This window comes from Cupriavidus sp. 22TCCZM04-2 (genome assembly GCF_057798895.1).
The window spans coordinates 92,538-117,890 of sequence record NZ_JBYOJS010000018.1; the positions used below are offsets into that span (position 1 = coordinate 92,538).

The 25,353-nt window shown below is 67.3% G+C and carries 17 protein-coding genes; 14 read left to right on the top strand and 3 right to left on the bottom strand.

The window, feature by feature from the left end; genetic code table 11:
* Positions 1-11: 11 nt before the first annotated feature.
* On the bottom strand, positions 12-1,046 hold the full coding sequence (locus tag AC3FKG_RS23415) for an SDR family oxidoreductase (protein ID WP_483712357.1): 1,035 nt from the start codon (positions 1,044-1,046) through the stop codon (positions 12-14).
* Positions 1,047-1,321: 275 nt separating this feature from the next.
* Between AC3FKG_RS23415 and AC3FKG_RS23420 the strand changes: the two genes are divergently transcribed.
* From AC3FKG_RS23420 to AC3FKG_RS23485, 14 genes are all read left to right on the top strand, one after another.
* A complete protein-coding gene (locus AC3FKG_RS23420) occupies positions 1,322-3,136 on the top strand; it encodes a thiamine pyrophosphate-requiring protein (RefSeq protein WP_483712359.1) in 1,815 nt (604 codons plus the stop codon).
* Complete coding sequence (locus tag AC3FKG_RS23425; protein WP_488744267.1) at positions 3,133-4,233, top strand: enolase C-terminal domain-like protein; 1,101 nt, start codon at positions 3,133-3,135, stop codon at positions 4,231-4,233. Before AC3FKG_RS23420 ends, AC3FKG_RS23425 begins: the two co-directional genes overlap by 4 nt.
* Positions 4,215-7,106 carry an FAD-binding and (Fe-S)-binding domain-containing protein gene (locus AC3FKG_RS23430; RefSeq protein WP_488744268.1) on the top strand — a complete coding sequence of 964 codons (2,892 nt, stop codon included), beginning with the start codon at positions 4,215-4,217 and terminating at the stop codon, positions 7,104-7,106. Before AC3FKG_RS23425 ends, AC3FKG_RS23430 begins: the two co-directional genes overlap by 19 nt.
* Before the next feature lie 818 nt (positions 7,107-7,924).
* The gene (locus AC3FKG_RS23435) at positions 7,925-8,179 is read left to right on the top strand and encodes a hypothetical protein (RefSeq protein WP_483712362.1); all 255 of its coding nucleotides are present in this window, start codon (positions 7,925-7,927) and stop codon (positions 8,177-8,179) included.
* Positions 8,180-8,402: 223 nt separating this feature from the next.
* On the top strand, positions 8,403-9,323 hold the full coding sequence (locus AC3FKG_RS23440; RefSeq protein ID WP_488744269.1) for a dioxygenase family protein: 921 nt from the start codon (positions 8,403-8,405) through the stop codon (positions 9,321-9,323).
* 37 nt (positions 9,324-9,360) lie between these two features.
* On the top strand, positions 9,361-10,110 hold the full coding sequence (locus AC3FKG_RS23445) for an SDR family NAD(P)-dependent oxidoreductase (RefSeq protein ID WP_488744270.1): 750 nt from the start codon (positions 9,361-9,363) through the stop codon (positions 10,108-10,110).
* Positions 10,111-10,147: 37 nt separating this feature from the next.
* Positions 10,148-11,032, top strand: coding sequence for a beta-keto acid cleavage family enzyme (locus tag AC3FKG_RS23450; RefSeq protein WP_488744271.1), 885 nt, complete (start codon positions 10,148-10,150; stop codon positions 11,030-11,032).
* A 41-nt stretch (positions 11,033-11,073) separates the two neighbouring features.
* Complete coding sequence (locus tag AC3FKG_RS23455; RefSeq protein WP_488744272.1) at positions 11,074-12,051, top strand: quinone oxidoreductase family protein; 978 nt, start codon at positions 11,074-11,076, stop codon at positions 12,049-12,051.
* Positions 12,048-12,389: a cupin domain-containing protein gene (locus AC3FKG_RS23460; RefSeq protein ID WP_483712370.1), complete on the top strand. Its 342-nt coding sequence runs from the start codon at positions 12,048-12,050 to the stop codon at positions 12,387-12,389. Before AC3FKG_RS23455 ends, AC3FKG_RS23460 begins: the two co-directional genes overlap by 4 nt.
* A gap of 128 nt (positions 12,390-12,517) precedes the next feature.
* Positions 12,518-13,618: a porin gene (locus tag AC3FKG_RS23465; RefSeq protein ID WP_488744273.1), complete on the top strand. Its 1,101-nt coding sequence runs from the start codon at positions 12,518-12,520 to the stop codon at positions 13,616-13,618.
* A 25-nt stretch (positions 13,619-13,643) separates the two neighbouring features.
* The gene (locus AC3FKG_RS23470) at positions 13,644-14,636 is read left to right on the top strand and encodes a tripartite tricarboxylate transporter substrate binding protein (protein ID WP_488744274.1); all 993 of its coding nucleotides are present in this window, start codon (positions 13,644-13,646) and stop codon (positions 14,634-14,636) included.
* A gap of 98 nt (positions 14,637-14,734) precedes the next feature.
* Positions 14,735-15,778, top strand: coding sequence for a LacI family DNA-binding transcriptional regulator (locus AC3FKG_RS23475; protein WP_483712373.1), 1,044 nt, complete (start codon positions 14,735-14,737; stop codon positions 15,776-15,778).
* A 299-nt stretch (positions 15,779-16,077) separates the two neighbouring features.
* Complete coding sequence (locus AC3FKG_RS23480; protein WP_488744275.1) at positions 16,078-16,911, top strand: outer membrane protein assembly factor BamE; 834 nt, start codon at positions 16,078-16,080, stop codon at positions 16,909-16,911.
* A gap of 175 nt (positions 16,912-17,086) precedes the next feature.
* Positions 17,087-21,364 (top strand): YadA-like family protein, encoded by a 4,278-nt coding sequence (locus AC3FKG_RS23485; RefSeq protein WP_488744276.1) that lies wholly within the window; start codon positions 17,087-17,089, stop codon positions 21,362-21,364.
* Between the two features lie 98 nt (positions 21,365-21,462).
* On the opposite strand, the gene AC3FKG_RS23490 is transcribed toward AC3FKG_RS23485, so the two are convergent.
* Entirely contained in the window at positions 21,463-22,107 is a 645-nt protein-coding gene (locus AC3FKG_RS23490) for a response regulator (protein WP_483712376.1), read from the bottom strand.
* Positions 22,108-22,121: 14 nt separating this feature from the next.
* On the bottom strand, positions 22,122-25,175 hold the full coding sequence (locus tag AC3FKG_RS23495; RefSeq protein WP_488744277.1) for an ATP-binding protein: 3,054 nt from the start codon (positions 25,173-25,175) through the stop codon (positions 22,122-22,124).
* Positions 25,176-25,353: the final 178 nt, after the last annotated feature.

The following is a 25,353-nucleotide window of genomic DNA, read 5'->3' on the forward strand; positions in this document are numbered from 1 at the left end:
CATCGGCCCCGCTAGCGGCTGCGCAAGAGCCACGCCACGGCCAGCGCGGTCACGATGAGCACCACGAGCACGACGGCCACCAACGCCCAGCGATGGGTATCGAGCCACCACTGGACGCTGTTGCGCGCGGCGCGATCGGAAAACCTGCCGTGCGCGCCATGGTCGCCGCTGACGGGCTGGTACAGATTGTCGGGCCGGTTGCGCGGCAGCGGCTGGTCGGTATGCTGCGCATCGAAGCCATGCCAGGCCAGCAGGCGATCGAGCAGGCCCGGGATCAGCCGCGTACCTAGGATGGCCTGGACCGCGGGCCAGCCCACCCACGATTCGCGGCGATGATGCAGCGCCGCCCAGACGATGGCATCGGCCGCCAGCTCCGGCTGGAAGATCGGCGGCACGGGCTGTGGCTGGCGGTCCATGCAGGTGCGGCCCCAGTCGAACTGCGGCGTATTGAAGGCCGACAGGTGCACCATGGTCAGGTGGATGTGGCTGCCGTCGTGGATCAGTTCCGAACGCAGCGAATCGGTAAAGCCGCGCAGCGCGCTCTTCGCGCCGCAGTACGGCGCCTGCAGCGGGATCGAGCGATAGGCCAGTGCCGAACCGACCTGGACGATCACGCCGCGGTCGCGCGTCTTCATGCGCCCCAGCGCGGCCAGCGTGCCCCACACGGCGCCCAGGTACGTCACTTGCGTCGCCCGGACGAAGTCGACCGGTGCGATCCGGTCGGCGCGGCAGAAGATGGTGGCCATCGCGCAGTTGATCCAGATGTCGATCGGCCCGAGCTCGGCCTCGACCCTTGCCGCGGCACGCTCGACGGCATCATGGTCCGCCACGTCCACGACGATCGGCAACGCCACGCCGCCGCTGCGCTCGACCTCCGAGGCCGCCGCCTGCAGCCCGTCCTGGCCACGCGCGAGCAGGCCCACGCGCCACGCGAGACGGCCGAACGCGCGCGCCGTGGCGCGCCCGATCCCGGCCGAGGCGCCGGTGATGACCACGCAACGGGCGGGAGAATGACGCCTTCCGGACGTCGCGAACTGGCTGCGCATCGGTGGATTCTTCGTCAGGCAATACCGCCACTGCATGCAAGATATATCCCACCGTGATGCGTTGCGCAGGATGACTTGCGCTGCGCATGCGCGGCACGCTTGTCCGCCACATCGCGCCAACGGCGGATGCAATCCTTACCGGAATGCGCACTTTCTACGCGGCGCCGGACCGTATATCGCCGCGACCGATGTGCTGCGCCGAATTCGCGGGGGGACCGCTCCCGAGAACCGGCATGCGTGATGCATGGCTGTGTCACGGACGACGGAGGCAAACCATGGCAATGACCGTTTCTGACTTCGTGCTCAAGCGCCTGCGGGAATGGGGCGTGCGGCGCGTATTCGGCTATCCCGGCGATGGTATCAACGGCCTGATGGGCGCGTTCGGCCGTGCCGGCAACGAGCCCGAGTTCGTGCAGGCGCGCCACGAGGAACTGGCCGCCTTCATGGCCTGCGCCCATGCGAAGTTCACCGGCGAGGCCGGCGTCTGCCTGGCCACATCGGGCCCCGGGGCGATCCACCTGCTCAATGGCCTGTATGACGCGCGCATGGACCACCAGCCCGTGGTCGCGATCGTCGGCCAGCAGAAGCGCGCGGCGCTGGGCGGCGACTACCAGCAGGAAGTCGACCTGACCACGCTGATGAAGGACGTGGCGCGCGATTTCGTGGAAATGGCGACCGATCCCGCGCAGATGCGCCACCTGGTGGATCGCGCCATGCGCATCGCCATCGAGCGGCGCACGGTCACTTGCATCATCATCCCGAACGATGTGCAGGAACTGGCGGCGGTGCCGGTGCCGCCGCGCGAGCACGGCACCGTGCATACGGGCATCGGCTACACGGCGCGCGCGAAGGTGCCGCAGGAGCCGGACCTGCGCCGGGCCGCCGAGGTGCTCAACGCGGGCAGCAAGGTGGCGATGCTGGTGGGCGCCGGCGCGTTGCAGGCCACCGATGAAGTCATCGAGGTGGCGCGCCGGCTCGGCGCCGGCGTGGCCAAGGCCCTGCTGGGCAAGGCCGCCGTGCCCGACGACCTGCCCTTCGTCACGGGCAGCATCGGCCTGCTTGGCACCAAGCCAAGCTGGGAACTGATGAACGGCTGCGACACCTTGCTGATGGTGGGCTCCGCTTTTCCGTACTCCGAGTTCCTGCCCGCGGAGGGCAAGGCACGCGGGGTCCAGATCGATATCGACGGCCGCATGCTCAACCTGCGCTACCCGATGGAAATCTGCCTGGAGGGCGACAGCGCCGCCACGTTGCGCGCGCTGCTGCCCCTGCTCAAGCAGCAGCCGCTCGCATGGCAGCAGGAGGTCGAGCACAACGTGGCCGAGTGGTGGCAGGTGCTGGCACAGCGCGCGGCCGCCAAGGCGGAGCCCATCAACCCGCAGCGCGTCTTCACGGAACTGTCCGAGCGGCTGCCCGATGGCTGCATCCTGACCTGCGATTCGGGCTCCGCGGCCAACTGGTATGCCCGCGACCTGAAGATTCGGCGCGGCATGATGGCATCGCTCAGCGGCGGGCTCGCGACCATGGGCCCGGCAGTGCCGTATGCGATTGCCGCCAGGTATGCGCACCCGGACCGGCCCGTGATCGCGATGGCCGGCGATGGCGCCATGCAGATGAACGGCATCAACGGGCTGATCACGATCTCGCGCGACTGGAAGCGCTGGTCGGGCGGGTCGCTGACCATCATCGTGCTGAACAACGGCGACCTGAACCAGGTCACGTGGGAGCAGCGCGTCATGGAAGGCGACCCGAAGTTTGCCGCGTCGCAGGACCTGCCGCCGTTCGGCTATGCGGCGTTCGCGCAGCTGCTCGGCTTGCAGGGCATTCGCGTCGACCGGCCCGAGTCTATCGGCCCGGCCCTGGACCAGGCATTGGCCGCCACCGTGCCCACGGTGCTCGAAATGGTCACGGACCCCAATGTGCCACCGTTGCCACCGCATATTTCGGTGAAAGAGGCGCGTGCCTATCTATCCGCCATGCTGCATGGCGACGCCGATGCGGGCGGCACCTTGCGCGCCACCTTCCGGCAGGTGTGGGAATCGCTGACCGCGCCGTCGAAGCGGCACGCCGAGAAGGACTCCACGCCGTGACCCGCGCCCGCCCCGCGCCGATACGGTCCGTCGAAGCCCGGGCCTATCGGATTCCGCTACCGGCCGCGGAATCCGACGGCACGCTGGAGTGGGACCACACCACGCTGGTGGTCGTGCATGCCACGGCCGGCGGCGTCCGCGGTTGCGGGTATGGGTACTCCGACCAGGCGGTCATACCGATCATTGCGCGGATCCTCGTGCCGCGCGTGCTCGGCACCGATGCGATGGCCACCAACGCCAGCTGGCGTGCGATGACCGGCGCGATGCGCAATCTCGGTGTTTCGGGCCTGTGCGCGCAGGCGATCTCCGCCGTCGATATCGCGCTGTGGGACCTGAAGGCGCGGCTGCTCGAGGTGTCGCTGATGCAGTTGCTCGGCGCGGCGCGCACGTCGATTCCCGGCTATGCGAGCGGCGGCTTCACGAGCCTGACGCCCGCGCAACTGCGCGAGGCCGGGCGCGCCTGGCACGATGCCGGCTTTACGCGCGTCAAGATCAAGGTGGGCCGCCACCCGGCCGATGATCCGGCGCGCGTCGCCACGGTGCGTGACGCTGTCGGCCCCAACGTCGAAGTGTTCGTCGATGCCAATGGCGCCTACACGGTCGCGCAGGCGCTGCGCATGGCGGACCGCTTTGCACAGTCAGGCATCTCGTGGTTCGAGGAGCCCGTATCTTCCGACGATATCCCGGGCCTGCGCGAAGTGCGCGAACACACGCCCCCGGGGGTGGCCGTCGCGGCCGGCGAGTATGGCTTTACCGGCGACGATTTCCGGCGGCTGCTGGAGCCGCGTTGCGTCGATGTCCTGCAGGCCGACGCGACGCGCTGCGGCATCACGGGCTGGCTGCGCGCGGTGAATCTTTGCGAAGCCTTTCACGTCCCGCTTTCCAGCCATTGCGCGCCGGCGCTGCATGCGAGCCTGTGCTGCGCGGCTTCGGCGGCCATCCACGTCGAAGTGTTCGAGGATCATGCCCAGATCGAACAACGGTACTTCGACGGCATTCCCGCACTGCGCGACGGCAGTCTCCATCCGCATGCCGACCGGCCCGGGCTGGGGCTGCACTTCAAGGAAGGGGATGCGCGATGCCACCTGGCCTGCTAGCGTCCGGGCCCGGCGAAACGTTCGCCGCCCTGGAGCAAGACCTCCGCGATACCGTCGACGCCGAAGTGCGCTTCGACGCCGGCAGCCGCGCGCTCTATGCGACCGATGCATCGAACTACCGGCAGGTACCTGTCGGCGTGGTGATACCGCGCAGCGTGCAGGCCGTCATCGATACCGTGGCCCTGTGCCGGCGGCATGGCGCGCCCGTGCTGTCGCGTGGCGGCGGCACCAGCCTGTGCGGGCAGACCTGCAACGTCGCGGTGGTCCTCGACTTCTCGAAGTACCTCAACCGCATCCTTGCCATCGATCCGCAGGAGAAGACCGCGCGCGTGCAACCCGGCGTGGTGCTGGACCGCCTGCGCGATGCCGCCGAACGCCATCACCTGACGTTCGCGCCGGACCCCGCCACGCATACGCACAATACGCTCGGCGGCATGATCGGCAACAACTCATGCGGGCCGCATTCGGTCATGGGCGGCGAGACCATCCGCAACGTGATCGAACTCGACATCCTGACCTACGACGGCATCCGGCTGACCGTCGGCGCGACCACGCCGCAGGCATGGGACGCGCTGGCCGCACGGACCGACCGCGTGGGCGAGATCTACCGGCACCTGCGCACGCTGCGCGATGACTGCCAGGACGACATCCGCCAGCATATGCCGCGGATTCCGCGACGCGTCTCGGGCTACCCCCTGGAAGCGCTGCTGCCCGAGTACGACGGCAATATCGCCCACGCGCTGGTCGGCACCGAAGGCACCTGCGTGGTCGTGCTCGAAGCCAAGCTGCGGCTGATGGACAGCCCGCGCGCGCGCACGCTGATCGCGCTCGGCTATCCGGACGTCTATCACGCCGCCGACCACGTGCCGGACGTCATGGACGCCGGCCCGATCGCCGTGGAAGGCATGGACGACCGGCTGATCGGCGACATGAAGGCGTTGCACATGCACCCCGACGATGTCGCGCTGCTGCCCGAAGGCAACGGCTGGCTGCTGGCGGAATTCGGCGGCGACGACAAGGCGCAGGCCGACGGCCGCGCGCGCAAGCTGATGGATGCCCTGAAGGCCGGCAGCGACCCGCCTTCGATGAAGCTGTTCGACGACCCCGGCGAAGAGCAACTGATCTGGCGCGTGCGGGAATCCGGCCTTGGCGCCACCGCGCACGTGCCGAACCAGAAGATCACCTGGGAAGGCTGGGAAGACTCGGCCGTGCCGCCGCGGCACCTGGCCGAGTATCTGCGCCGCCTGCGCGAGCTGTTCGATCAGTACGGCTATGCCTGCGCGCTGTACGGCCACTTCGGCCAGGGGTGCGTGCATACGCGCATCGACTTCGACCTGGAAACGGCGCAAGGCATCGAGACCTGGCGGCGCTTCCTGGACGACGCGGCGCACCTCGTCGTGAGCCTGGGCGGCTCGATCTCCGGCGAGCATGGCGACGGGCAGTCGAAAGCCGACCTGCTGCCGATCATGTACACCGAACGGCTCATGCGCGCCTTCGGCAGGTTCAAGCAGATCTGGGATCCGCTCAATCGCATGAACCCCGGCAAGGTGGTCAATCCATTTCATATCGACCAGAACTTGCGGATCGGGACGGACTACAACCCGCCCGAGCAGCCGGTCTATTTCCACTACACGTCGGACAACGGCAGCTTTCCGCGCGCGATGCTGCGTTGCGTCGGCGTGGGCGAGTGCCGCAAGAACAAGGGCGTGATGTGCCCGAGCTATATGGCGACGGGCGAGGAAAGGCATTCGACGCGCGGGCGTGCCCGCATGCTGTTCGAGATGCTGAAGGGCGAGGTGGTGCAGGACGGCTGGCGTTCCGAAGCCGTGCATGATGCGCTCGACCTCTGCCTGTCCTGCAAGGGCTGCAAGGGCGAATGTCCGGTGAACGTGGACATGGCAATCTACCGTGCCGAGTTCATGGCGCATTACTACGAGCGCCGGCACCGGCCGCGTGAAGCATTTGCCTTCGGCCTGGTCGACCGGTGGGCGCGGATGGGGCTGCATGCCCCGGGACTCGCCAACCTGCTCACGCATGCGCCGCTGTTCTCGCAGGCGGCGCACAAGCTGGCCAACGTGGCGAGCGAACGCGAGATTCCGCGCATCGCGAATCAGTCGTTCCGCGACTGGTTCGCCACGCGGCCGCGCCCGGCTTCGCACGGGCGCCGCGTGATCCTGTGGCCGGACACCTTCACCAACGCCTTCGAGCCGGCGATCGCACGCGACGCCGTCGCCGTGCTGGAAGCCACGGGACACGATGTGCATATCCCGCGCGAACCGGTGTGCTGCGGCCGGCCGCTCTACGAGTACGGCATGCTGGACCGGGCGCGTGCCTATCTGCGCGGCGTGCTCGACATGCTGGCCGACGATATCCGCCGCGGTACGCCGGTGGTGGTGCTGGAACCCGCCTGCCTGTCCGTGTTCCACGAGGAAATGCGCGAGCTGCTCGGCGGCGACGAACAAGCCATGCGCCTGCGCCGGCAGGCGTTCCTGCTGCCCGACTTCCTGTGCCGGCAGGACTCCCTGCGCGGCCTGCGTACGCTGTCAGGCAGCGCGCTCGTCCACCTCCATTGCCATCATCGCTCGCTCTGGAAGGGCGATGGTGAAGAACAGGTACTGCGCGCGCTCGGCGTCGACCATACCGTGCTGGATTCGGGTTGCTGCGGCATGGCTGGGTCGTTCGGATTCCTGCCGGAAAAACAGGCGGTATCGGATGCTTGCGCCCAGCGGACCCTGATCCCCCGCATCCTGGCGAAAGACGCGCAGACGATGGTCGTGGCTGACGGCTTCAGTTGCCGCCTGCAGATCCGGCACCACGCGGGCGCGCAGGCGCTTCATATCGCCCAGATGCTGGCGGGGGCACTGCAGGGCTGATCGCGAAACGTTCAGAACGTATCCCTTCTGAACACCATAGCGAGTGGCGGTTCTACGTATATTCAGAAAGAGGCCGCCCCAAAGCAGTGCACGTTCCTACACCTTGACACGTGGACATGAAGCCTGTCGTCCATCACTTCCATTCCCATCCGCCACGCCACGGAACGCGATATTACCTTGCGCTTGCAGGGGCGCTGTTCGTCGTAGGCGGTATTTACGCAGCACTTGTTGCCGCTTTTTAGAAGGGCTTTTGCGCGGCATGGGGATGAGTTGTGTTGCGGACTGCTTATCTCGGCCTTTCATTATGCTGCGTCGCGATACTCTCCATTTCGAACACTACAATTAAGACAAAGCCATCGGACCTCGCATGGTTGCAGCCAGTCAGCCCGGTCCAACCAGCATCCAGACCCGCGGGGAGCGGGGTTTTTCTTCGCGTCGTCGTCGCGATACAGCAGGTGTAGGAACCGCCATGCCTCAACAGTTCACTCGAACAAAGATGGAATTAGAAGAAGAAGACGAAGAAATGATCGAAGATCGCAGCATCCTGGCGCGCGCGGCGCGCACTATCGCAGCCAGCAGGCAGCTACTGGAGCGTCTGGGTGCGCTCGGCCCAGTGCAGCCATCGGATCAGCACGCTGCCCGCTTGCGGCAAACGCCGTCCCAGCCCGTGCCCGATGTCAAGCAGCCCGGGGCCCGGCGGCATGGCGAAGCATCCACGCCCGACAAGGGAGCCGAGCCTCGGTGCCCGTCTGTCGGACATCCTCCGATACCGGTCCTCTCCGTCAAGAGCTATCACAAGAAAAGAGAGCAGCATCTGCATGGAGCACATCATGCAAGCAAGACCGGCGGCGCGGAACATCGAAGAGGATCTCAGGGAGCTGGATGAGACGGCGCGCTCGATCGAACGTCTTGGAGCGCGCATTCAAGCGCAGGAGAGACGGATTGCTGCGCTCAGGCGGGATGGCATAGAAACCGGGAGCGCGGAAGAAATTCGCGCCAGGCTATGCGACAGCCTCAAAGACATGGTCATGCATCGTGCGCTGATTTTGCATGCGATGACCTTTGGCAACTAAGGAAAAAGCAGGCCGCCGTTTGCGCGGCCTGCGATAGCGGCGGGCCGTAAGTCCGCCGCCTCCGCGCGCGGCAATCCGTACCGCTCAAGCGCCGATATCCCCGGGCGTTCAACGAAACGCCCCCCCGTCTCCGTCCTTCCTTGCTTCAAAACAATGCTTGACCAATCCGATTCTTTGGTCATAATTGCAAACGTTTGCTGCAAACGTTTGCAAGGAGAAAAAAATGGAGACTCAACCAGGCACCGCGCCGCTTCGCCTGATCGAAGACGAGCATTCCGTCACCCAGATCGTCCAGGCCGCCATGGCGCAGACCAGGAGTCCGCGCTTGCACCTGGTGATGGGCCTGCTGGTGCAGCACCTGCACGATTTCCTGCGCGAGGTCCGCCCCACTGACGAGGAATTCGAGCAGGCGCTGGAATTCATTGCCGCACTAGGGCACGCCACCCACGCGACCAACAATGAAGTCGTGCTGGCCGCCGACGTGCTGGGCCTGTCGACGCTGGTGACGGTGATGAACAACAGCACCCGGGACGGCCGCACGCCGGGCGCGCTGCTGGGCCCGTTCTATCGCGCCAACGCCCCGTGCTATGGCTGCGGCGACTGCGTGGTGCAGGACGATGCGCCGGGCCTGCCGCTGTTCGTGCGCGGCATCGTGCGCGGCACCGATGGCGCGCCGCTGTCCGGCGCGCTGGTGGAGATCTGGCAGGCATCACCGGTCGGTCTGTACGACAACCAGGACCCGCGCCAGCCCGACCGCAACCTGCGTGGCTGCTTCCACACCGATGATCAGGGCGCCTACCACTTCCGCACCGTGCGGCCCGCCGGCTATCCGGTGCCGACCAATGGCCCGATCGGCACGCTGCTGGACGCCCAGCTGCGCCATCCGTACCGTCCCGCGCATATCCACTTCATCGTGGCGGCGCCGGGCTATCGCACGCTGGTGACGCAAGTGTTCGTGGACGAGGCGCACGCGCTGGAATCGGATGTGACCTTCGGCGTGCACCGGCAACTCGTCGGCCATCTCGAACGGGTCGACCACGGTCACAGCCCGTGGGGCGGCCTGCCCGCGCCGTTCTACACGCTCGATTTCGATTTCACGCTCGAACCCGGCGAACAGACGTTCCCGAAGCCGCCGATCGACTGACCCACCGCCCCCTTTCAAGGCAACCCGACTGAATACCATGAGCCTTTCATCCCTCTCCGGCAAGGTTGCGGTGATCCTCGGCGGCACCGGCGGCATCGGCCTGGCCACCGGCCATGCGATGGCCCAGCTTGGCGCCAGCGTGGTCCTGACCGGGCGCCAGCGCGACAGCGCGAACAGCGCGGCCGCGTCGCTGCCTGCCGGCAATCACCTGGGCGCCGCGGCCGAGATCGGCGATACCGCGTCGCTGAACGCGCTGGCCGGCGAAGTCAGCCGCCACTACGGCCGGATCGACATCCTGGTCAACACCGCCGGCTTCACGCGGGCCATTCCGCACGCGGACCTCGATGCGCTCGACGATGCCCTGATCGACGAACTGTTCGCGATCAACTGGCGCGGCCAGTTCGCGGCCATCCGCGCGTTCGCGCCGCACCTGCGCGCCCATGGCGACGGGCTGGTGGTCAACGTCGGCTCCATCGCGGGCCGCACGGGCCAGGGCAGCAACGTGGCCTACTGCGCCGCCAAGGCCGGGCTGGACGTCATGGCGGTATCGCTGGGGCGCGCGCTGGCGCCGGCCATCCGCGTGCTCAATGTCTCGCCGGGCGTGGTCGACACGGGCTTCGTGCCCGGCCGCGACGACACCTTCAACGAGCGCGCGGCCAAAACCACGCCGCTGCGCCGTATCGGCCAGGCCCAGGACGTAGCCGATGCCATCGTCGCCTGCGCCACGTCGCTGCGCTTTGCCACGGGCACGACCCTCGTCGTCGACGGCGGCCGCCAGCTCGGCTGATTGCCTCTTCGCTTTCCACACTATCGCCAACGCAACCATGCACGCACGCAAGACCCTTATCACCTGCGCGGTCACCGGCAATATCGTCACACCCGAGCAGTACCCCAACCTGCCCGTGACGCCGGAGCAGATCGCCAACGCCGCGCTGGAAGCCGCCGAAGCCGGCGCCGCGGCCGCACATATCCACGTGCGCGATCCGGAGACCGGGCGTCCGTCGATGTCGCTCGACTACTACGCCGATGTCATCGACCGCATCCGCAAGCGCCATCGCACGCTGATCATCAACCTGACCACCGGTCCAGGCGGACGTTTCGTGCCCAGCGAGGACGAGCCGCGCGAGGCGGCACCGGGCACCACGCTGCTGCACCCGGCGAAGCGTGTCGAGCACATCGCGGCGCTGCGCCCCGACGTGTGTTCGCTGGACCTGAACACCATGAACTCGGGCGGCGACGTGGTCATCAACACGCCGTCCAATGTCCGCAAGATGGCCGCCGTGATCCGCTCGGCCGGCGTCATGCCCGAGCTGGAAATCTTCGATTCGGGCGATCTGAACATGGCGCTGGACTTCATCCGCGAAGGCGTGCTTGACGGCCCCGGCCTGTGGACCTTCGTGCTCGGCGTGAAGTACGGCTTCGCGCCGACGCCGGAAACCCTCTTCTACGCGCGCAACATGCTGCCGCCCGGGGCGCACTGGTCGGCCTTCGGCATCGGCCGCGCCGAGTTCCCGATCGTGGCGCAGGCGTGGCTCGCGGGCGGGCATGTCCGGGTCGGGCTGGAAGACAACATCTACCTGGAAAAAGGCGTGCTGGCCCCGAACAACGCCGCACTGGTGGCCAAGGCGAGCGACATCGTCCGCTCGCTCGGCGGCGAGATCGCCTCGCCGCAGGAAGCGCGCCGCGTGCTCGGCCTGCGCGAAGCCTGAACCGACACCGCATAAGACAAGACACTGAAAAGGAAGAGACCATGAACACCATTCGCGTCAGCGAGAAAGCCGCCGGCATCGACAGCCTGCAACTGGAACTGGTGGGCGCGCCGCGCCCTGAAGCCGTGGACGGCCAGTGCGTGATTGAAGTGGCCAGCGCGGGCGTCAACCCCAGCGACGTCAAGGCCACGCTCGGCCTGATGCCGCACGCGATCTGGCCGCGTACGCCGGGGCGCGACTATGCAGGCACGGTGGTTGCCGGCCCGGACGGCATGGTCGGCCTGCAGGTATGGGGCAGTGGCGGCGAACTGGGCATCCGCCGCGACGGCACGCATGGCAGGTACCTGAGCGTGGCCGCGCAGTCGGTACGCGAAAAGCCGGCCACGCTGTCGCTGCTCGAAGCCGGTGCGGTCGGCGTGCCGTTCATCACCGCCTATGAAGGCCTGCGCCGCGCCGGCATGCCGAAGCCCGGCAGCACCGTGCTGGTGTGCGGCGGCAACGGCAAGGTCGGCCAGGCGACCATCCAGATCGCCACCGCGCTTGGCGCGCGCGTGTTCGCCGTGGAGCGCACCGCGGAGCGCTATCGCGGCCGCGCCAGCGGCCCGGTGCGCATGATCGACGCAAGCAGCGAAGCCATCGCCGCGGTGGTGCGCGATGAAACCGGCGGGCATGGCGCCGACATTGTCTACAACACGGTCGGCAGCCCGTACTTCGAGCAGGCCAACCAGGCCATGGCGATCGGCGCCGCGCAGATCTTCATCTCCACCATCGAGCGCCCCGTGCCGTTCGATATCTTCACGTTCTACCGTGGCCAGCACACCTATGTGGGCGTCGACACGCTGGCGCTGGACAGCAGCGCATGCGCGGGCATCCTTGACCAGCTTGCGCCGATGTTCGCGTCCGGCGCGTTGAAGCCGTTCCCGGTGCTGCCCGAGTACACCTACGCGCTGGCGGACGCCGCCGACGCCTACCGCGCCGTGCTGCAAGGGGCGGCCGAACGCGTGGTGCTCAAGCCATGAACACGACCCGCTTCGCCCAGGCGCCGGCGTACTTCCCGCCCAACCACAACGGCATGCATTGCCTGCGCCTGCAGGGGCATGAGGCCGGGCCATCCGAGTCGCTGTGGCTCGGCGTGTCGGTGCTGCTGCCGGGCGGGCATACCAGCATGGACGCGTCCGCCGTCGAGAAGCACTACGTCGTGCTCGAAGGCGAAGTCTGCCTGCGCACGCCTGACGAAACCGTCACGCTGCAGCAGTTCGACTCGGTGCGGCTTGCGCCGGGCGAAGCGCGGCAGGTGTCCAACCCGGGCAACCGCCCGGCGATGCTGCTGCTGGCGATGCCTTACCCGAAAGCGTGAGCCGGCAGCTACAACGCGCAGCAAGCAGTACGTAGCACGCAACACCCGGCGCCACGGCATGGCGCCGTCCCCGCGCATTGCGGGGACTCTCTTCCATAACAAACATCAAAGGTAGGGGAGACAAACCCATGAAACGCGTTCCCATGCGAAGCGCGGCCCTGGCCGTGGCTGCATGCGGCCTGGCCGGCACGGCCCAGGCGCAGTCTTCGGTCACGATCTATGGCCGCATCAACACGGCGCTGGAGTATTCCAACGCCACCACCGCCACGGACGGCACGCACCTGGGCGGCACCGGACGGCTGACCAACAACCGCTCGGTATTCGGGCTGCGTGGCGAAGAAGACCTTGGCGGCACGCTCAAGGCGATCTGGCAGATCGAGAGCAACTTCTCGCTCGATACGGGCCAGGGCCAGATTGCCGGGCGCAATGACCGCGTCGGGCTGCAGGGCAAGGCCGGAACCTTCTTCATGGGCCACTGGCAGACGCCGTACACCGAGGCGACGTCCGGCTACGACCCCTACTACCCGACCACCGCCGGCTACATGGCGCTGATCGGCAACGGGTCCACGTCGAGCTCCGACAACGTGCAGGACACCAGCTCGTTCGATCGCCGGCAGAAGAACGTCATCGTCTACAAGACGCCATCGCTGGCAGGCTTCAGTGGCGCCGCGGCGTGGGGCGTCAACGAGGAAAAGCTGACCGTGCCGCGCAATCCCGGCCTGTACTCGTTTTCCGCCGCGTACGACAACGGCCCGCTCAACGTGGTGCTGGCCTATGAGATCCACCAGAACTACCAGGTCCAGGGGCGCAATGACGACGCCATGAAGGCCGGCGTGTCGTACCGGTTCCCGACCACCACGGTCGCGCTGCTGTACGAGCGCCTGCACTACCGCACCGCCACCGGCGACCTGACGCGCAACGGCTACTACGCGTCGCTCGCGCAGAAGCTGGGTCCGGGCAGCGTGAGGGCAGGCTTCGCGCTGGCCAGCAACGGCGCCGGCAGCGCCACCGAGACCGTCGGCTTCTTCCGCAGCGGCGCGGAGACGGGCGCCATGCAGATCACCGTCGGCTACGACTATCCGCTGTCCAAACGTACCGCGCTGTATGCCTACTACAGCCGCATCCAGAACAAGAAGAACGCGATCTACGACTTCGCCATCAACGAACTCGGCGTGAGCGCCGGCGCGAGCCCGCAGACCTTTGCGCTCGGCATGCGCCACTTCTTCTGAATCCCCGGTTGCAAGGAGACCTACGATGTACCGCCCCCTTCGTCGCAAAGCCCTGCTCACCCTGACCTCCGCGGTTGCCCTGGCCGCCCTGCCCGCCCTGCCCGCCATGGCGCAACCGCAATACCCGTCCAAGCCGATCCGCCTCGTGGTGCCGTTCTCGGCCGGCAGCGCCACCGACATCCTGGCCCGCATCATCGGCGCCAGGATGGGACAGCATTCCGGCTACCAGATCATCGTCGACAACCGCCCCGGCGCCGGTGGCACGCTTGGCGCCACCGGCGTCGCCAAGGCCGCGCCGGACGGCTACACGCTGATCCTGGTCTCGGTCGGGCACGCCATCAACGCCACGCTGTACCCGAAGCTCGCCTATGACACCGTCAAGGACTTCGCGCCGGTGTCGCTGGTGGCGAGCGTGCCCAATGTGCTGGTGGTGAACGCCGCCAGCCCGTACAACTCCGTGCGCGACATCGTTGCCGCGGCCAGGGCCAACCCCGGTGTCATGAACTTCGATTCGGCCGGCTCGGGCAGCTCCACGCACCTGAGCGGCGAACTGTTCAAGATGCAGACCGGCATCGACGTGGTCCACATCCCGTACAAGGGCACGGGCGAAGCGCTCACCGACGTGATGGCGGGCCGCGGCGACATGATGTTCGCGCCGTCGGTATCGGCCATGCCATTCGTGCGCCAGGGCAAGCTCAAGGCTCTGGCCGTGACCACGGCGAAGCGGGCCGCCTCCCTGCCCGACATTCCGACCGTGGCGGAAGCCGGCCTGCCGGGGTATGCCTTCGATTCCTGGTTCGGGATACTCGCTCCCGCCGGCACGCCGAAGGAGATCGTCAATGCGCTCAATGCCGAGATCGGCAAGGCGCTGGCCGCGCCCGATGTCAGGGAAAAGCTCGCGGTGCAGGGAGCCGAGCCCAGGACCTCCACGCCGCAGGCGTTCTCCGCCTATATCCAGGCGGAAATCGCCAAGCTGGCGCCGGTTGTCAGGCAATCGGGCGTCAAGGGCGGCCAGTAGTCGGGCTCGCGCGCGGCGGCCGGCCGTCGCGGGTGCCTTAGAATGGCGGTTTCCCGACCTGCCCAGCGCCCCCAGCCGCCGCACCGCTTTCCGCCGACATGTCCGAGCGCAAACGCCTGACCCTCAAAGACCTCGCCGCCGAGATCAACGTGCATTACTCGACGGTGTCGCGCGTGATGAACCCGGCCACACGGCATCTCGTGGCGGAAGACGTGGCGGCACGCGTGCTCGCGCTGGCCGACGAGCGCGGCTTCCGTCCGAACCGCATCGCGGCCGGGTTGCGCACGCAACGTTCGGGGCTGGTCGGCGTGGTGCTGCCCGATATCGCCAACCCGGTGTTTCCGCCGATCCTGGCGGGCATTGAAGCGGTGTTGTGCCAGCAAGGCTATGTGCCGATCGTCGTCAACGCCGGCACCGACAAGGCGCGCCAGCGCTTCGTCATCGACCAGCTGCTCGGGCGCCAGGTAGAAGGGCTGGTGCTGGCAACGGCCGAGCGCGACGATCCCGTGCTGGAATACTGCGTGGCCCAGCGCATTCCCGTAGTCATGGTGAACCGCGGCGAGGACACCGGCCGTGCGTCATGCGTGGTCAGCGACAACCTGCTGGCCATGCGCCTGACGGTGGATCACCTGGTCGGGCTCGGGCACCGCCGCATCGGCCACATCGCGGGACCGTCGACGCTCTCCACCGGCTTCCTGCGCCGCGAGGGCTTTGTCCGCGCCGTGCGGCGCCACCGCCTGGGAGCCGGCCAATGGCAGGTCATCGAAGCCGCGAGCTACTCGCGCGAAGCGGGCCGCGAAGCCTGCGAACGGCTGCTGGCCGAATTCCCGGGCATGACGGCCATTGCCGCCGGCAATGACCTGATCGCCATGGGCTGCTACGACTGCCTGCGCGCTCGCGGCCTGCGCTGCCCCGACGACCTCTCGGTGATCGGCCACAACGACATGCCGTTCGTCGACGCGCTCACGCCGCCGCTGACCACGGTGCGCATTGCCGTCCATGAAATGGGCGAGCAAGCGGCAAGGCTGCTGCTCAGCAAGCTCAGCCAGCCCGATGCCAAGGCGGTGACGGTCGAGCTGACGCCGGAGCTCATCGTGCGCGGGTCGACGGGGGCGCCGGGGCATAGCGCCGTAGCGCGATAGCGGGCGGATGCGCCAATCCCACCAGCCCGCTGCAAGAAAACCGCGCGGATTCGAAGTCCTTCTATAGTTTCCGTTGCTTCGGGAACCTAGTCTACGACCCGAAGATCCGCAGCATTCAGCCACCGGTCTCCTCGACGCCACGCCAATCAGCGAATGATTGATGTGGCGGCGGCTGACCCGGCGTGGCGGCATCGCCGCCCGCCAACTTCCCGACTGAAGCCAATGCCCCGGACAGCTTGCTGGCCGGGGACAGGTGCTTGCCGCGGATCGGAGTTCTTCGATCAAACCGAGGCAACACTATGAGATTGACTACCGCTTCACTGGCTGCGGCTGCCTTGGCCGCCATCCTCGCCGGATGTTCCACGACCTCCAGCCACCCGAGCGACCAGGGCACATCGAATCAGGTCGTATTCCCCGACAAGGCCAGCGCCTGGCCCGCGCAGGGTACCTTCGCGAACCTCGACAACCTGCGCCAGCTGCGGCCCGGCATGACCAAGGACCAGCACTACGCGCTGATCGGGCGCCCGCACTTCAACGAGGGCATGCTCGATGTGCGGGAGTGGGACTACCTCTTCAATTTCCGCACCGGCAAGCCGGCACCGAACGATGTCGCGCAATGCCAGATGAAGGTGCTGTTCGACAAGGACATGCTGTCCCGCTCGTACTATTGGGCGCCTGAATCGTGCGCGGCGTTCCTGAAGTATGCGGACGCGCCGGCGCCGGCTGCCCCCGTCGTGATGCCCGCCGTCACCGAACGGACCACTACGCTCGGCGCCGATGCCTTGTTCGCCTTCAACGGCTCGGGGCCGGCCGACCTGCTGCCGGAAGGCCGCCGCCAGGTCGATGCACTGGGGAGAGAGCTGGCCGCCATGAAATCGCTCCGCCACGTCGATGTGTTTGCCTACACCGATCGCCTCGGCACGGCCGCCTATAACCAGCGCCTGTCGCAACGGCGCGCAGAGACCGTGAAGACCCTGCTGGTCGCGCAGGGCGTGGACAGGCGCGTGGTCACGGCGCAGGGCCGTGGCAAGGCAAATCCGGTCAGCCACTGCGGCGCCATGCCACGCGGCAAGCTGATTGCATGCCTGGCGCCGGACCGGCGCGTAGAGATCCGCTCCGCCGGCGTGAAGTAGCACGGCAAGGCCAGCGTGACCTCGCGCGGCTGACCCTTCCTTTCACCAAGCCATTTTTGAACATGCCGCGCAGGCGGCAGGGGCGCGCTCACGCCCGTTTTCCGTGAGTCCTCCCCGACAAGGCGGCTGGCATCGAATGCATGCCGCGCCTTCTCAAGGAATCAGGAATCTCATCATGAACAAGACATATCGCAGCGTTTTCAACGCATCGACCGGTACATGGGTGGCGGCGCCCGAGACCGCCAAGGGGCGCGCAAAGTCATCGCGAAGCATCGCAGCCTCCGCGCTCGCCATCTTAGCCAGCGTTGCCACGCCGTGCGCATTCGCGTTCGACCCCATTGGCAACAATGCCACCGGCAGCTCCAGCGACCTGGTCATCGGCGACAACGCAGCAGGCATCTCGTATCCCACCTACTTTTACCCCACCATGACAACGGACCCCTGGGGCAATCCACTGCCAGGCGGGGGCTCGGTCATCGTCGGCAACAACGCCAACGCCAACCAGAATGCCGGCGTGACCTTGCTCGGCAGCAACACCAGCGCTTCTGGTGACGGTGCGGTTGCCATCGGCGTGGATTCGTCAGCGGGCTACGATGGCACTGCGGTAGGCACCGCGGCATTCGCCACCGGCAGCTACAGCGTCGCCATGGGCCGCGGAGCGGTTGCCTCGCACAACTCGTCCGTCGCCCTGGGCGTGCTGTCTGCTGCGGCCGGCGATGTGTCGCTCGCATTGGGCGACTATGCGTTCGCCAGCGGCACGTCTTCCGTCGCGGTCGGCGATGGCGCAATGTCCAGGAACACCGAAGCCATTGCCATTGGCAAGGCCGCACAGGCACTGGGCGTCCGGTCCATCAGTATTGGCTCGCGGAACATCGTGACCGGCGACAAGTCCGGCGCGATCGGCGACCCGAACAATGTCACCGGCACCGGCAGCTATGCGCTGGGCAATGACAACACCATCGATGCCGACAACGCCTTCGTCGTCGGCAACAACGTGTCGGTACCGGCCGGCCTGAATGGCGCCGTCGTGCTGGGCAACAACTCGACGGTGTCCGCCGCCACCCCCATGGCCGGCATGACCGTGAATGGGGTTGCGCACACCTTTGCCGGCGCGGCACCGGCGGCGGGCGATGTGCTGAGCGTCGGTTCCACGGCGGCTCCGCGGCAGATCCAGAACGTCGCGGCCGGCCAGATCGGTGCCGCCAGCGCCGACGCGATCAACGGCTCGCAACTGTATGCCGTGGCGCAGGAACTGGACAAGCCCATCCGCTTCAGCGGCAACAGCGGCAACAGCGTCGACCGGCACCTTGGCGATACGCTCGCCATCACCGGCGTCGCCACGACCACAGGCAGCTACTCGGGCGCCAATCTGAAGACCGTCACCGACCCGACGGGCTCGCTCAGCCTGCAGATGGCCGACGCGCCGAAGTTCGGCAATATCACCATCAACGATGAGGGCAGCGGCAAGATCACCGGCGTCACCGCCGGCACGGCGGCCACGGATGCCGTCAATGTCAGCCAGCTCCAGGCTGCCACGGCCGATGCCGTCATGTATGACGACAGCACCCACAACAGCGTGACGCTGGGCGGAGATCCCTACAACGCGACGACCAGGACCGGCGGCACGAAGATCGTCAACGTCGCGCGCGGCGTGAACGACAGCGACGCCGTCAACATGTCGCAGCTCAACGAGACCAACCAGGCGGTGACGAACCTCGGCGACACCGTGAACAACTTCGCGGGCGATCAGTCGACCACCAACACGACCATCAATGGCCGTGGCATCCGCTATGTGCGTACCAACGACGCAGGCCTGCCGATCGCCGACGCCTACGCCCAGGGCCAGGGCTCGACCGCGGTCGGCTACCGGGCGACGGCAACCGGGGCGGACGCGCTGGCGCTTGGTCGCAACGCGGCCGCCACGGCAGCCAACAGCGTGGCGATCGGCGCGAGCAGCACTACCACGGCCGACCTGTCGGCTGCCGCGTACAACCCGGACAGCGCTTACGTGCTCGCTGGCCTGGCGCCCGCGGGAGAAGTTTCCGTCGGCTCCGCCGGCGCCGAGCGCCGTATCACCCATCTCGCAGCCGGCGCGGCCGACACCGATGCGGTGAACGTGAGCCAGCTCAAATCACTCGACGGCAAGATCACCGCGAGCGATGCAGGCTCGGTCAAGTACGACGTCAATCCCGATGGCACCGTCAACTACAACAGCATCACGCTGGCCGGCGACACCTACAACGCGGTGACCAAGACCGGCGGCACGAAGATCGTCAACGTCGCGCGCGGCGTGGATGACAGCGACGCCGTCAACATGTCGCAGCTCAACGAGACCAACGCCATCATCAACAACTTCGCCGGCGACCAGTCCGATACGTATATCGACCATAACGGACGCGGCATCCGCTATGTGCGCACCAACGACAGCGGCCTGCCGCTGGACGATGCGCATGCTCGGGGCATCGGCTCGTCGGCGCTTGGCTACAACGCCGTGGCGCTCGGCGCCAACGGGCTGGCGCTTGGCCGCAATGCCGTGGCGGCCAGCGACAACGACGTCGCGCTCGGCGCGGGCGCCGTCACGCAGGCGGCGGTTGCGACGACGGGGACGACCATTGCCGGCAAGGACTACACCTTCGCGGGCATCGCCCCGACCAGCACCGTCAGCGTTGGCGACATCGGCGCCGAGCGCACCGTCACCAATGTGGCCGCCGGCCGCATCAGCGCCACCAGCACCGATGCCATCAACGGCTCGCAGCTCTACGCCACCAACCAGGCCATCGAGGACCTGGACCAGGGCGCAGTGAAGTACGACCGGCTTGCGGATGGCACCGTGAACTACAACAGCGTGACGATGGCCGGCAGCACGTACAACCAGGTAACCAAGACCGGCGGCACGAAGGTCACCAACGTGGCGCGCGGCGTGGCGGACAGCGATGCGGTGAACGTGTCACAGCTGAATGAAGTCAAGGCTGACGTGACCAGCATCACCAACACGGTCGAAAACTTCGCAGGCGACCAGTCGACGACGTACACGGAAGAGAATGGCCGCGGCATTCGCTACGTCCGCACCAATGACACGGGCTTGCCGCAAGCCGACGCCCACGCCCGGGGACAGGCCTCCACCGCCGTTGGCTACAACGCGCAGGCGAACGGTGACAGCGCCGTGGCCATGGGCCGCGACAGCAATGCGGCCGCGGCGGATGCGGTGGCAATCGGCCACAACAGCGTCGCCGCCAATGCGGGCGATGTGGCACTCGGAGCGGGCTCCGTCACCGCTGCCGCGGTAGCCACCACGGGCTTGACGATCGCCGGCAAGGACTACACCTTCGCGGGCACCGCGCCGACCAGCACGGTCAGCGTCGGCGACGTCGGCGCCGAGCGCACCATCACCAACGTGGCTGCCGGGCGCATCAGCGCCGACAGTACCGATGCCGTCAACGGCTCCCAACTGGCCGCGACCAACGCGGCCATCGACCAGATTTCCTCGAACATCTCGAACCTCGACCAGGGCGCGGTCAAGTACGACATCAATGCGGATGGCACCGTCAACTACAACAGCGTGACGATGGGCGGCGACACGTACAACTCGGTGACAAAGACTGGCGGCACAAGGATCACCAACGTGGCGCGCGGCGTCAACGACAGCGACGTCGTGAACATGTCGCAGCTCAACGAGACCAACGCGGTCATCAACAACTTCGCCGGCGACCAGTCGACCGAGTACACCGAGCAGAACGGGCGCGGCATCCGCTACGTCCGCACCAACGACACCGGGCTGGCGCAGGCGGATGCCTATGCCCAGGGACAGGGATCGACGGCGGTGGGCTATGACGCCAGGGCAACCGGCGACAGCGCGCTCGCGCTCGGCCGCAATGCCGTGGCATCGGATGCCAACAGCGTGGCACTTGGCGCGGGATCGGTCACATCGGCGGCAGTGGCTACGGCCAGCGGCGTGGTGGGCGGCACCACTTACCGGTTCGCCGGAGGCAGCCCGACCAGCACGGTCAGCGTGGGTTCGGCCGGCAACGAGCGCACCGTGAGCAATGTCGCGGCCGGGCGCCTCGGCGCGGAGAGTACCGACGCGGTCAACGGTTCGCAGTTGTACGCAACGAACCAGAAGGTGGATGAGAACACGCAGGACATTGCCAACCTGAACCAGCAGGTTGGTGGGAATACGCAGTCCATCACTAACCTGAACAACCGGGTTGACGGCGTGCAGCGTGATGCCAACGCCGGCACCGCGTCGGCCATGGCGCTGGCGGGACTGCCGCAGGCGGTGTTGCCGGGCAAGGGCATGGTTGCCCTGGCGGGCAGCACCTACAGCGGCCAGTCAGCGCTCGCGCTCGGGGTGTCGAAGCTGTCGGATTCCGGGAAGTGGGTGTTCAAGGGCGGGGTGACTACCAACTCGCGGAGAAATGTGGGGGCGACGGTTGGAGCGGGATTCCACTGGTAACGGGATCGTTTTTTTTCGGAGTGCTGCCTTCTCCTGAAGGATGGGAGAGAGCAGAACCGGCAGGGTTCTGCGGCGATGACCCAGTCATCGCCCAAACCCTATGCCTTCAACCCATGCTCCTGCGCATAATCAAACAACTCCGCATCATTAGACAGCCCCAACTTGCGCATGGCATTGGTTTTCTGCGTACTCACCGTATTGACGCTGCGATGAAGGTACCGCGCCACCTGGGTCGTCGTCATCCCTTTGACGTACATGCGCACCACTTCCATTTCACGCGGGCTGAGGCAGCGGCTCGACTGTCTCTGCAGCATCTCGTTCTCCCAGCGCGCCAAATCCACACGCGCGGACGTGCTCAGCAGCCTGCGGCGCCTGTATGCCGCCACGATTACGGCCGGTAGTTCCGACAAGTCATCTCGCTTGTTGACGATGCCCAGCACGCCGACGTCCTGCATGCTGACCATCAGCCCCGGGTTCTCCAGCATGGTCAGGACCACGACCCGGACGTGCGGAAAGCGCGTACGCAGCGTAGTCAGCATCGCCAGGCCATCAGGCGAGTCGCCGCAAGGCATGGAGAAGTCGGTCACCAGCACATCGCACGGTACGGTGCGCAACAGATCGAATAGCGCCCTCGGGTTCGAGGCATCCGCCACGACCCGGATACCCGTGGCCGCGGCCAGCGTCTGCCGTACGCCGAAGATGATCAGCGGATGATCGTCCGCCAGTATTACCCTGATTGCCATCGCTATTCCCTATCTCAAGATACAACGTCGCCCCCGCGATTGCCGCCGCCGGGACAGGCATCGCGCAGTCGCTCGCAGTCGCGGCAATGCAACGGCCCGCGCGCGGGCCCCGTGGCGCCGTCGTCCACGCCCAGGGCTTCGATCAGGTAGGCGATCGCCGCCAGCACCGGCACGCTGGCGGTGCGCACCTGGCCGACGTCACCGGCCTGCACGGCACGCCGAAAGCGGTCCATGATCTCGTCGAGGTGCGGTTGACCGAACACGGACAGCGCGCCGCGCATGCGGTGGCACCACGGCCTTAATGCCTTGATCGCTCCCCGGGCCACGCAATCGGCCAGCGTCTCCCGATCGCCCGCGAGCGCCGCGACGCAGGCCTGCAACCCGGCATCGCCGGCCCCCGGATGCAGCACGTCCAGCAGGTCTTCGCGCCGCACCAGCGTGGCATCGAAGCGGATGCAGCCCGTGTGGTCGGCCTCCTGCCGAGCGGTGCCGATCGGCGCGCGCGCACCGCCGCGCGCGTTCATCGCATCCGACAGGCCTGCCTGCAGCGAGGCCAGCGTGACCGGCTTCAGCACGCACGCATTCATGCCCGCGTCGAAGCCGCGCCGGTGTTCCTCCGGCACCGTGGTCGCGGTAATGCCCACCACGGGCAGCCCACGCAGCGTGGCGTCCTGGCTGCTGCGGATGGCCCGCGTCAGCGCAAAGCCGTCCATGACCGGCAGATGCAGGTCCGTCAGCACCAGGTCGAACGCGCCGGCCTCCAATGCCTGCAGCGCGGCCTCGCCGTTATCCACCACCGTCGGCAAGTGGCCGAGCAGCACGAGTTGCTGCCGAATGACTTCCTGGTTGATGCAATGGTCCTCGGCCACGAGGATGCGCCAGCGCTTTCGCGTGCCCGATGCGGCTGTCCCATGCACAGGGCCGGCATCGCCAGCGACAGCCGGCGCGGCCGCCTGGCGTTCCAGCGCGCGCTCCACCGCGCCGAGGAACGCAGCCCAACGCAGCGGATTCACGCTCAGCCGCACACTGTCCTGCTCATCGGCGCGGAAGCCGAGCGGCTTCCACTTCGTCGTCACCAGGACCAGGCGCGGATCGGCGCTGTCCGCCAGCACCGGGCCGCGGTCGGCATCGGCCAGCACGATCGCGGCCTGCCCGGCGTCGACGTGCCCCGCCAGCGGGACCATGCCCGCGGTCCGGACATGGGCCAACAGCGCCTGGGCGATGTCGGGGTCGCGCACACGGACGGCCACCTTGCGCTCCCGCAGACATGGCAGGTCGTAGCGCTGGCACAGGATCGTGCACGGCACGCGCAGTACCGCCGTGGTGCCGGTGCCCTCCTCGCTCTCCAGCGCCAGGCTGCCGCCCATCATGGCCGCCAGGTTGCGCGAGATGGCCAGCCCGAGTCCAGTGCCGCCAAAGCGGCGTGTGGAACTGCGCTCGACCTGCACGAACGGCGTGAAAAGCCGCTGCATGTCGGCCTTTGCCATGCCGATGCCGGTGTCGCGCACCTCCACCAACACCCCCGCGATGTCATCCACGCAGGTCTCGACCGTGACGCGCAGCGCAACACTGCCGCGATCGGTGAACTTGATGGCGTTGCCCAGCAAATTGAACAAGATCTGGCGCATCCGGATGCCGTCGGCGCGTACCGTGGCCGGGACCTCCGGACTGACGCAGAGGCGCATCTGCAGGCCCTTCTTCTGCGCCTGCGGCATCAGCGGCGATGCGACGCTGTCCACCAGGTCACGCAGGTCCAGCGGCGCCGGCACGATCGCCAGACGCCCGGCTTCGATCTTGGCGTAGTCCAGGATATCGTCGAGGATCTGCGCGAGAGCCTGGCCGGATTCCTGTGCCAGCGCGAGCAGGCGTTGCTGTTCGGGCGCCAACCCCGAGTTCTGCAGCAATTCCACCAGTCCCAGGATGCCGTTCATCGGCGTGCGGATCTCGTGGCTCATCATGGCGAGGAATCCTTCCTTGGCGCGCAGGGCGGACTCGGCCGCGTCCTTGGCCTCATGCAGCGCGTCGGCCTGGCGATGCTGTTCGGTGACGTCGAGGATCACGCCATTCCACACCGTGAAGATTCCCTCGCGCCTGGGCGTGGCGCGGGCCTGAATCCACCGCAGTTCCGCCCCCCGCTTCAGGCGTCCCGCAATATCCAGGGGCTGGCCGGTGCGGGCACTTTCCAGGATCGCGGCACGCAGGCGCGGATGGTCCTCCGGGCAGACCCCCGATTGGGCCGGCGAGCCAGCGCCGAGCGCGCGGGCGGTATCGATGTCCAGCCCCGCGCCATCGCCGGCGGCATACGTCACGTCCCAGTCGCTGTCCAGGTCGCCGGTTCGCAAGCGGCTCTGGAACACGGTCACGGGCAGGCTGTCGACCACGTCCTGCAGGCGGCGCTCGAACGCTTGCGCGCGCTCGCGCGATTCATCGATGTCCGTCACGTCGAAATGCACGGTCACGATGCCGCCCGGCGTGCCATCCGGGTTGCGGAACGGCAAGGCCCAGAAGTTCACGCGCCGCAACTGGCCGGCCGCGTTCTGCATGTGCAGATGCATCTGGCGTGGCGCCATGGTCCGCATGGCTTCATCCTGCAGGGCCAGGAGCTCGCCGCTCATCCGGTCGCGCAGATGCCCGACCTCCAGCGCATGCCTGCCCACGGCATCGGCTTTCACCACGCCGAAGAAGCGCTCGAATGCCGGATTGAGTTCCATGTAGCGCAGGTCCGGGCCTTTGGCCGCCACGGGCTCGGGCAGGCTCGCCAGCAGGGCTTCCTTGAGCGCGAGTTCATAGCCGAGCTTGCCTTCCGCCTTCGCGCGCTGCGCGACCAGCCGGCGCGTGCGCACATAGCCGACCGCCAGGACCAGGCAGAGCCCAAGCGCGGGCAACAGCAGCGGCCATGCGTCACGGAGCAGGCGCCATGTGGCGCGCTGCGCGGCGATCTCGCGGCCTGCCATGCCGCCTCCCACGTCGACGGCCTGTGCCGCTTCGGCCAGCAGGAACATGCACAACGCGCCGGCCGACAACGCTTGACCGAGATTCAGCCCCAGGCGGTTTCCCTCTGTTTCCATGACTTCCTTACGGGTGGCAAGAATTCGCGGGTGACGCAAGCCGGCGCGGTACGCGCGTACCGCGCGCATGGCAGCGTCACGATTTGGCCGGGCAATCCCCTCCTGGCCGGCGGCGTGGCATCAGGACGTGGCTGGCTTGCGCGCTGGCTTGTGCTGATGCGAATTCCGCGCGCGCCGC